We start from the raw sequence: 8702 nt of genomic DNA, 5'->3' as shown, positions 1-8702 counted from the left end.
CGGTCGAGAATGTTACTAGGAATCAAATCAAACGAGAAAGCTCTTACATCTACTTCCGTAGAAGGTGTAATCATATCGTTGACCATGACCGTATTGTAACGAGACCCAAGGCCCCGAACCAGTACAAAGCGGTTGTCAACAATGGAGATACCCGGTACCCGGCGGATCGCAGCGGCCGCATCCCGGTCTTGTGATTTCTGAATTTGAGAAGCGGAGATCCCTACGGCAATCGGTTTGAATTGCTTGATTTCGGAAATAACCGCTACTTCGGTGTTGGTGGAACGAGCGGCCCGAACGACTACATCGGAAAGGTTCTTTCCTTCTTCGACCAGTTCCGTTTCCAGTACCGTCGTGTTACCCGATTCTACCCGTACTGTGGGGATTTCGCGGGTTTGGTACGAAATGTAGGTGACAAATACTTTGTGAGTTCCCGCGGGAATGTTGTTGATGGTAAACGCTCCCGTGGCGTCGGTTTGGGTACCCAGGTTCGTCCCATCGAGTCGAACCGTTGCTCCAATGATGCCTTCCTTGGTTTTGGCATCGTTGATTTTACCACGAATAATTCCAGTCTGGGCTAGGGAGATAAAGCCGGTGAGGGTCAGAAAACAGGTAAATAGTAGACGTTGCATATGCGTCTGTGAGGGTTTCATAAATTGATTCGTTTCAATTGGTAGTTGCTGGCACAAAATTCGCTCGGGCGTGTTACCTGAGTTTTTCGGCAGTTTTATCAGAAGGTGAAGTTTCGCGGGGGTGGGCTTAACAATTTGATAATATGGCTCTACCTTGATTTTGAGCCTTTTACCTGAAAGCAGTCTGAATTTTAATCTCAGATTTAGGGACTTGTCGCGGAAATTCACCCAATCGCCGAAGGCTAAACGCTTTCCCTCGACGTTCGCCAAATTTTCTGTATCTTCGAAGCACTGTTCACCTAATTTTAGCTTCATCACGGATGAGACGATTGATTCTGGCCATCGGCACCTTTTGTGCGTTTTGGCCTTCAGTGTACGCCCAACGGGGCAATCTTCCCTCAGCGGAGTTCAATGCCAACACCCGCTTCGAACAATTAGGCACGGCTCTGCCAACGCCTAACTCTACCCGTTCAGCTTCCGGAGCCCCCGGCAAAGAGTACTGGCAGCAACGGGCTGATTATGACATTAAAGTGGAGCTTGACGACGCCAACCAACGCATCATCGGTTCCGAAACAGTTACCTATTTCAATCACTCGCCGGACGATCTGCCGTACCTCTGGATTCAACTGGATCAGAACTTATTCAAGAAGGATGCGATCGGAGCCACGACGCAGTTAGGTGGCGTCAATCCCCAGGGTATGTCGGCGGCTCAATTGACGAAGCTGGCCGGAGGTAATGCCAAGGAGTACGGATACAATATCCTTTCGGTGAAAGATGCCAAGGGCAATCCCCTGCATACGGTAACCAACCACACGATGATGCGGGTGGATTTACCGACGCCTTTGAAGCCCAATCAATCCGTAAGCTTTTCGGTCGAATGGAACTACAACATCACGGAATACTACGGCCGCTCGGGTTATGAGTTTTTCAAAGACGGCAACTACAATTACTTCATCGCTCACTGGTTCCCCCGGATGGCGGTCTATGACGACGTAAACGGCTGGCAACACAAGCAATTCCTGGGTCAGGGTGAGTTTACGGTACCTTTCGGTAACTATAAGGTAGCCATCACCGCTCCCAACGACCACATTGTGGGTGCCACGGGCGAGTGCCAGAACTATTCGCAGGTACTGTCCAAAACGCAGATGGACCGCCTGAACAAAGCGAAGAAAAACTTCAAGGAGCCTACGCTGATCGTTACGCAGGATGAAGCCGTAGCCGCTGAGAAAAACAAGGCAACGGGTAAGAAAACCTGGGTATTTAAAGCTGACAACGTACGTGACTTTGCCTTTACCAGCAGCCGTAAATTCATCTGGGATGCCATGATGACGAACGTACAGGGTAAGGACATCCTGTGTATGAGCTACTTCTCGAAAGAAGGAAACCCACTCTGGGAGAAATACTCGACACAGGTGGTCGCTCACACGCTGAAGAGCTACTCGGCCCGCACCATTCCGTACCCCTACCCCGTGGCGATTTCCTGCCACGCTACGCCCGGTGGCGGTATGGAGTATCCGATGATCAGCTTCAACGGGGGTCGTCCGGAATCGGATGGTACGTACTCTGAATCCGTGAAATACGGTATGATTGGTGTAATCATCCACGAAGTCGGTCACAACTTCTTCCCGATGATTGTGAACTCGGATGAGCGTCAGTGGTCGTGGATGGATGAAGGGCTGAACACCTTCTGCCAGTACTTGGCCGAGCAGGAGTGGGATCGTAACTACCCCAGCCGTCGCGGTGAGCCTCAGTACATTGTGGATTACATGAAATCTGCTCCTAACACGCAGGTACCGATCATGGCTTCCTCGGATAACATCATGCAGTTTGGACCGAATGCTTACGCGAAACCCGCTACGGCTCTGAACATTCTGCGTGAAACCGTTATGGGTCGTGAATTATTCGATTACGCGTTTCAGGAATACGCTCGTCGCTGGGCCTTCAAACACCCGACTCCGGCGGACTTCTTCCGTACCATGGAAGACGCTTCGGGTGTGGATCTGGACTGGTTCTGGAAAGGCTGGTTCTATGGCGTAGAACCCGTAGATCAGGATCTGGCCGAAGTCGAATGGTTTGCTATCGACGCCATGGACCCGGCCGTTGCCAAGGCCGCTCAGAAAGCCGTAGACGAGAAGAAACGTCAGACGATGGCCGTACAACGGAACAAGAAAGACATCAAACAGACGGTCGTGGAAGCGAATCCGGCGATGAATGACTTCTACAACAGCTACGATCGGTACGCCGTTACGGAATCCGATAAGAAGAAATACGCCGAGTATCTGGCAACGCTGACGGAAGACGAGCGGAAATTGCTGCAGTCCGGCAAGAATTTCTATACGCTGAGCCTGAAAAACAAAGGTGGCGTACCGATGCCCGTGATTCTCCAGGCGAAATACGAAGACGGAACCACGGAAGTATTCCGTTTCCCGGCTGAAATCTGGCGGATGAACGATGTCAGCATCAAGAAAATCATCCCGACGGATAAAAAGGTTACCCAATGGACGCTGGACCCCTTCCAGGAGATTGCCGACATCGATACGGAAAACAACAGCTATCCCCGTCAGGCGGCTCAGCCCACGCGTTTCCAGATGTTCAAGCAACGTCAGGGTGGTCAGCAACCCCAAAATCCGATGCAACAACAGCGTCAGGGTGGCAGTGGTGCCGTAGGTGGCCGCAATTAATTCAGGCTACTCCTAATTGACATTCAATACTTTAGCGTCCCGAACCAGTTTCGGGACGCTTTTTTATTAAAAATTCTTGGGCTAAAGTCACGCAAACGCCCTTTAAAGCCCTATATTTGCACCCACATTTCGGGATGTGGCGCAGTCCGGTAGCGTACTTGCATGGGGTGCAAGGGGTCGTGGGTTCGAATCCCGCCATCCCGACCGAAAGTCAAACAGACCTGCTCAGCAATGAGCGGGTCTGTTTGCGTTAGGGGTATTATTCATCGTATCTGCATGGATGCAAGGACTTGTGGAACTGGCCGTCTACGTTCGGATTCCAGTAAATTAAGCCATCAGTGGTAAACGTATAAGTGCCTTTCTTGAATGTAGTGAAATATTACTACTTCCATATTTAGAGACTTCTTTTCGTACACGTCATCTGTTGTAGTTTTATACGCCCCTGCATACTTTGAGAATGGGATTGATCGCTTACATTTTTTGCGTATCCCTGGAAAGCTGTGCTCATATACCTCAACTTACGCCGAACCTTTCTCCAGTCTGCCTTACGCAATCAACTTTCGAAATAGCTTACCCGTAAACGTTTATTATAGTTTGATAGGGGGGTAAGTATAGTTTTCGCATCCGGTTATAATCCTATTTTGTAGATTTTTGAAAAATTCTATCGATACTCTCCTTTTACACAAATCATCGCTTAAATCAATCGCTTTTTTTCGACTAAACAATTGATATAAAAGCACAAATGTCCCCTTTATACGTATAGCCTTATTCAATCGAAAGCGATAATTTCCATTCAAACGACAGAAGTCGTATTCCTTAATTCCTACACTTATGGCATCTCAGGAACATTTGGATTTTACGTACACTACGATTGATAAAATTTTTCGCCTCAGTTTGGGCCCGAATGGCGACTACAGTGGTGCCCGGTACGAGGGAGATTTTTCGCTCTCGCTTGAAGAGGCCCAACGACGAAAACATCAGTTTATCGCCGAACAACTGCAAATTGAGCCCGGATCACGGGTTTTGGATATGGGCTGCGGCTGGGGACCATTCCTGACGTACGTTAAAAATCTAGGGGCTATTGCGAAGGGCCTTACGCTTTCGCAGGGACAGGCGGCGGCTTGCCAGGCCAGTGGATTGGACGTCGTTTTGAAAGATTGTCGTCAGGTACGAGCTTCCGATTTTGGCACCTTCGATGCCGTTGTCAGCGTGGGAGCCATGGAACATTTTTGCTCCATCGAAGAATTTAAAGCCGGAAAACAGGATCAGGTCTACGCTGATTTCTTTCGGAATATAGCTGAATTATTATCCCGTGGTAAACGCTGCTACATTCAGACGATGGTGTTTGGCAAAAACATGATTCCACTGGAGGAAATAAGCCTGAACGCTCCCAAGGATTCGCCCTCCTACGCGTTGGCTTTAATGATTGCTCAGTTTCCGGGCTCCTGGCTTCCCTCGGGGCCAGAGCAGGTGATTGAAAATGCAAAGCCGCATTTCAAACTGGTTTCAATAAGCAGTGGTCGATTGGATTATATTGAAACCATCGGTCAGTGGCGAAAGCGATTCCGGGCGTTTAATCTTCAGAAATACTGGCTCTATGCTACGTTGATTCCCAAATTCCTGCGTGATAAATCATTCCGGGATTTGATTGCGGTATTCCGGGTCAGCCCGAATCGCGTATGTTTCCAACAGGAAACCATGGAACATTACCGGATGGTGTTCGAACGGATCTAGTCCACCTAACAGCCCCGCCTCTCCACGGGGCTATTCTTTTGAATCGATTCAGGCTACTTATAACCCATCAAACTTGAAGCCTTTTAAACTAATCAAACTTCAAACCTACACTCAACCATTCAAACACCCTACCTCACTAGCTTTTCCAGGCATTTTATCGTATTCTGCGGGAGAATTCGCTGTCTTTCTCTTCCCCTCTGTGATCCGATGAATACTCCCCTTGCAAGGCCTGCCCTTTCCGTTCGTCAGCAATTTCGCTCCATCTTGGGCGGATCCATTGGCAACCTGATTGAGTGGTACGATTGGTACGCGTACTCCGTCTTTTCCCTCTACTTTGCCAGTGCCTTTTTTCCAAAAGACAACGAAACGGCTCAGTTGCTCAATACCGCTGGGATTTTTGCCATTGGTTTTCTTATGCGACCAATTGGCGGCTGGCTGATGGGGCGTTACGCTGACCGCTACGGTCGAAAATCGGCTCTTACGTTTTCGGTACTGCTCATGAGTGCTGGTTCCTTACTGATTGCCCTGGTACCGAGTTACGATCGGATTGGCCTGTTAGCTCCGCTCATTCTGGTACTTGCCCGCATGATTCAGGGCATTAGCATTGGTGGCGAATATGGTACGGCGGCCACGTACCTCAGCGAAATGGCTCCCCGACACCTGCGGGGCTTTTATTCCAGCTTTCAGTACGTCACTACCACGATGGGGCAACTGGTGGCCCTCGGGATTTTGATGATTCTTCAACGATACGCCTTGACGTCCGAGCAACTCAGTGAGTGGGGCTGGCGAATTCCTTTTGGTATTGGAGCGGTGCTGGCTCTTTCGGCCATCTATCTACGACAAGGACTCGTCGAGACGCAATCATTCGCTCAGGAAACGACGCAACTGGAGCAACGGGGGTCGCTGAAAGAACTCGTCAAATACGCCCCCGAACTTCGGCTGGTCATCGGCTTTACCATTGGTCTGACGGTTTCCTACTACACCTTCACGACGTATATGCAGAAGTTTCTGGTCAATACCGCCGGATTTAGCAAGAATGACGCTACCCTAATCATGGTCGTTACCTTGATCGTTTTCATGATTGCTCAACCCATACTAGGACTACTCGGCGATAAAATAGGTCGCAAACGCCTGATGGTTTTGTACGGTATCCTGGCAGTACTGACCACCTACCCGATTCTAACCCTGCTCAGTCATACGCAGGATCGCTGGATGGCCACGTTACTCATTATTCTAGCCATGCTGATCCTCAGTATGAGTACGTCCATTTCGGCCATCATCAAAGCCGAGCTTTTTCCCGTACACGTTCGTTCGCTGGGGGTTAGTTTCCCCTACGCACTGGCCGTCGCGTTGTTTGGTGGCACGGCCGAATACATTGCCTTATTGTTCAAGGACCGAGGCCACGCCGACTGGTTTTACTGGTACCTGACGGCCTGTATTGCTCTGTCGCTTTGGGTGAGCCTACGCATGCGAGATACCGAAAAGCACTCGACCATGGATCGGTAGTGCAATCCATCAGTACGTATATGTTTCGGTAGAAACGGTTTTCAATCGAATGACGTGGTACCGACTGGACGAATGAATAGAAGTGATGCGTGAAGCCGGGATATGTTGTTTCACCAGTTCTAGATTATCCGTTAAGAGGTAGTTATAGGCAAACGGGCGTTTGGCATTCGGCAACGACGAAAACCCGGCTGGGTAATAGATATAATTGAAGTGAACCTTTGGATGATTCTGATGCACTACGCTGGCCCAAAAGTGATAGAACCCGACGCCTTCACGAAAAAAGAACCCCACATTTTTTACATCCTTTCCAATCGCGGGTAGTACCTGGCGGAACGGTTCGTATTCGTGCATATGATTCATGAAATACGCTTTCGTTCGATCCATGCAGAACACATTTTCGTCTTTTTCCAAATCAAAATAACCAGCGTCATCGAGTATTGAAAATATCTTTGCTCGTTTGCTGTAAGGGTATACATCCTTAATCGGGTATGAATACTTCACCAGCGTTGAATTAAAATCGTAATATGGCCCCAGCGAAGGTTCTAGTTGTTGCTTCATTTTCAGGCTATTTACATTGACCGTTTTGGGAATGTGAGCAACGACTTTTTTAGAAAAATACCGCGTTGGAATCAGTATTTTATTGGAATTTCCGTAAACAAAAGGGATACAGGACAACAGTAGAAAGACGATAAAAACGGATTGTCGGAGTTTCAGTATCTTTTGGTATACAAACCCAATCATGATGGTTCCAACGGCAAAAAAAGGCATGTGGGTACGGGTACTCCAGGACTGAAACTTTAGCAACGTACAGAAGATAATCATACCAATTATCGATAAGACAACGAGCATTTTTACTTCCTTACTACCCCGCTGAGAAAATAGAAAAATCCCGTTAATGAACAGCAGTATGAAATGCAAGGTATTAGGTACCATGTCTTCATGTACGGAAAAGGTGGTCGCGTACGCGTTTAGACTAATGGCGGGCTCATTGACGGATACACCGATCTTTTTATGAATCCACTGAATCACGGAATCCATAAAGATATTGTAATGGTTATAAGGCAGGGCTACGTGTAAACCTGCGTTTTTAACCACATTGGAAATGGTGTAAGCCACCGAATGCCGGTCGCAGGGAATTTTCTCCGCAAAGAAGGCAGAACCTTCCGGCGGACTTAGTACGTGATGAAAAAGGCTATAGTTGCGAATGAAGAAAGGTGAAAACGTTAATCCTAAGCAAATTATGGCTAAAAACAAGAGCTGAACCGTAGGTTTAAGTCCGTGACGGATTAAGATGCTTATTCCAAAATAGAGGGCAAAGGGACAAGCAAAAAAGAAAATCGGGTACTTGGTGAAGCCACCTAAAGCCAAAGCCACGCAACAGAGTAAGCTATTTTTGTACCTGTATGCATCGATTAGCTGAAAGCCACCATACACGAAACAGAGGAATAAAAAACAGGCTACGTAATCACTTTGCGTAGTTGTACTTTCGAAAATACCAATCGGCAAGGTAAACAGTAAAATACCAATCAGAAACTGCCCTTTGTAGTCCATTCCTAACCGCTTGCCAAATAAACTTACCACGGATAGCGAGCCCAGCATAGCCCCGAATTGAATAACGTTAATCAGCTGATCGGTACCCGTAAGTAAGAACACCTGAAGAATCAGGTATTCAGCAAAAACATTATGGTACAGTTGCTGAATATGCGTCGTAGGAAAATGATCCAGGTTTTGATTGAGTATCCAGATTAGAATGCGGGTGATATGGTAGCTATTTGAATCGTAATTATTAGGCGTGGAGTACACCGCTAATAAGCCTAAAGGAGCAATAAAAAACAGAATAGTAATCCAGAAAATCAGTTTGTAGACCGTCGGGAAGGTACGAAACGTAAAAATTTGCGTGAACTGACGATACAAATTCCTATTCTTGAACGTCATCCTGCGTATACCTAATCCCATCCAAACGCCCGAAATCACGACCCAATAACCCGTTGCCGTTAGCGTATTGAGTTGGTTAAAGGCAGAAAATGTTTCACTGTAGATGAATACTAAAACGGCGTGAATGAGTAAGGTTTGGATCAGTGCTAGGCGGCTGGCGGTATATATTCCACTCGTTCGTAACTCGACCTGGTACCTCAGGAAGAAGCATAGCAGG

Annotated in this window: 5 protein-coding genes and 1 tRNA gene; 4 read left to right on the top strand and 2 right to left on the bottom strand. The window is 47.8% G+C overall.

What is annotated here, in order from left to right; all coding sequences use genetic code 11:
• On the bottom strand, positions 1 to 629 hold a 629-nt coding region (locus tag ACOJTG_RS20840), incomplete at its 3' end, for a carboxypeptidase-like regulatory domain-containing protein (protein ID WP_420155580.1).
• Between the two features lie 320 nt (positions 630 to 949).
• On the opposite strand from ACOJTG_RS20840, the gene ACOJTG_RS20835 reads away from it, so the two are divergent.
• The 4 genes from ACOJTG_RS20835 to ACOJTG_RS20820 all read left to right on the top strand — a co-directional run bounded on the left by ACOJTG_RS20835 (position 950) and on the right by ACOJTG_RS20820 (position 6550).
• On the top strand, positions 950 to 3310 hold the full coding sequence (locus tag ACOJTG_RS20835) for a M1 family metallopeptidase (protein ID WP_420155579.1): 2361 nt from the start codon (positions 950 to 952) through the stop codon (positions 3308 to 3310).
• Positions 3311 to 3440: 130 nt separating this feature from the next.
• Positions 3441 to 3514, top strand: a tRNA-Pro gene (locus ACOJTG_RS20830).
• Positions 3515 to 4141: 627 nt separating this feature from the next.
• The gene (locus ACOJTG_RS20825; protein WP_420155578.1) at positions 4142 to 5044 is read left to right on the top strand and encodes an SAM-dependent methyltransferase; all 903 of its coding nucleotides are present in this window, start codon (positions 4142 to 4144) and stop codon (positions 5042 to 5044) included.
• Positions 5045 to 5251: 207 nt separating this feature from the next.
• The gene (locus ACOJTG_RS20820) at positions 5252 to 6550 is read left to right on the top strand and encodes an MFS transporter (protein WP_420155577.1); all 1299 of its coding nucleotides are present in this window, start codon (positions 5252 to 5254) and stop codon (positions 6548 to 6550) included.
• Positions 6551 to 6559: 9 nt separating this feature from the next.
• On the opposite strand, the gene ACOJTG_RS20815 is transcribed toward ACOJTG_RS20820, so the two are convergent.
• A partial coding sequence (locus tag ACOJTG_RS20815) for an ArnT family glycosyltransferase (protein WP_420155576.1) occupies positions 6560 to 8702 on the bottom strand: 2143 nt, incomplete at its 5' end.

The organism is Siphonobacter sp., from assembly GCF_048595215.1.
In the GTDB taxonomy this organism is placed as follows: Bacteria; Bacteroidota; Bacteroidia; order Cytophagales; family Spirosomataceae; genus Siphonobacter.
The sequence above is the reverse complement of the archived record's forward strand: the minus strand, read 5'-3'. Positions and strand labels throughout refer to the sequence as shown.

Coding starts and splice junctions, on each gene's coding strand:
- ACOJTG_RS20820 (WP_420155577.1), top strand. CDS start 5,252: ATGAATACTCCCCTTGCAAGGCCTGCCCTTTCCGTTCGTCAGCAATTT.
- ACOJTG_RS20825 (WP_420155578.1), top strand. CDS start 4,142: ATGGCATCTCAGGAACATTTGGATTTTACGTACACTACGATTGATAAA.
- ACOJTG_RS20835 (WP_420155579.1), top strand. CDS start 950: ATGAGACGATTGATTCTGGCCATCGGCACCTTTTGTGCGTTTTGGCCT.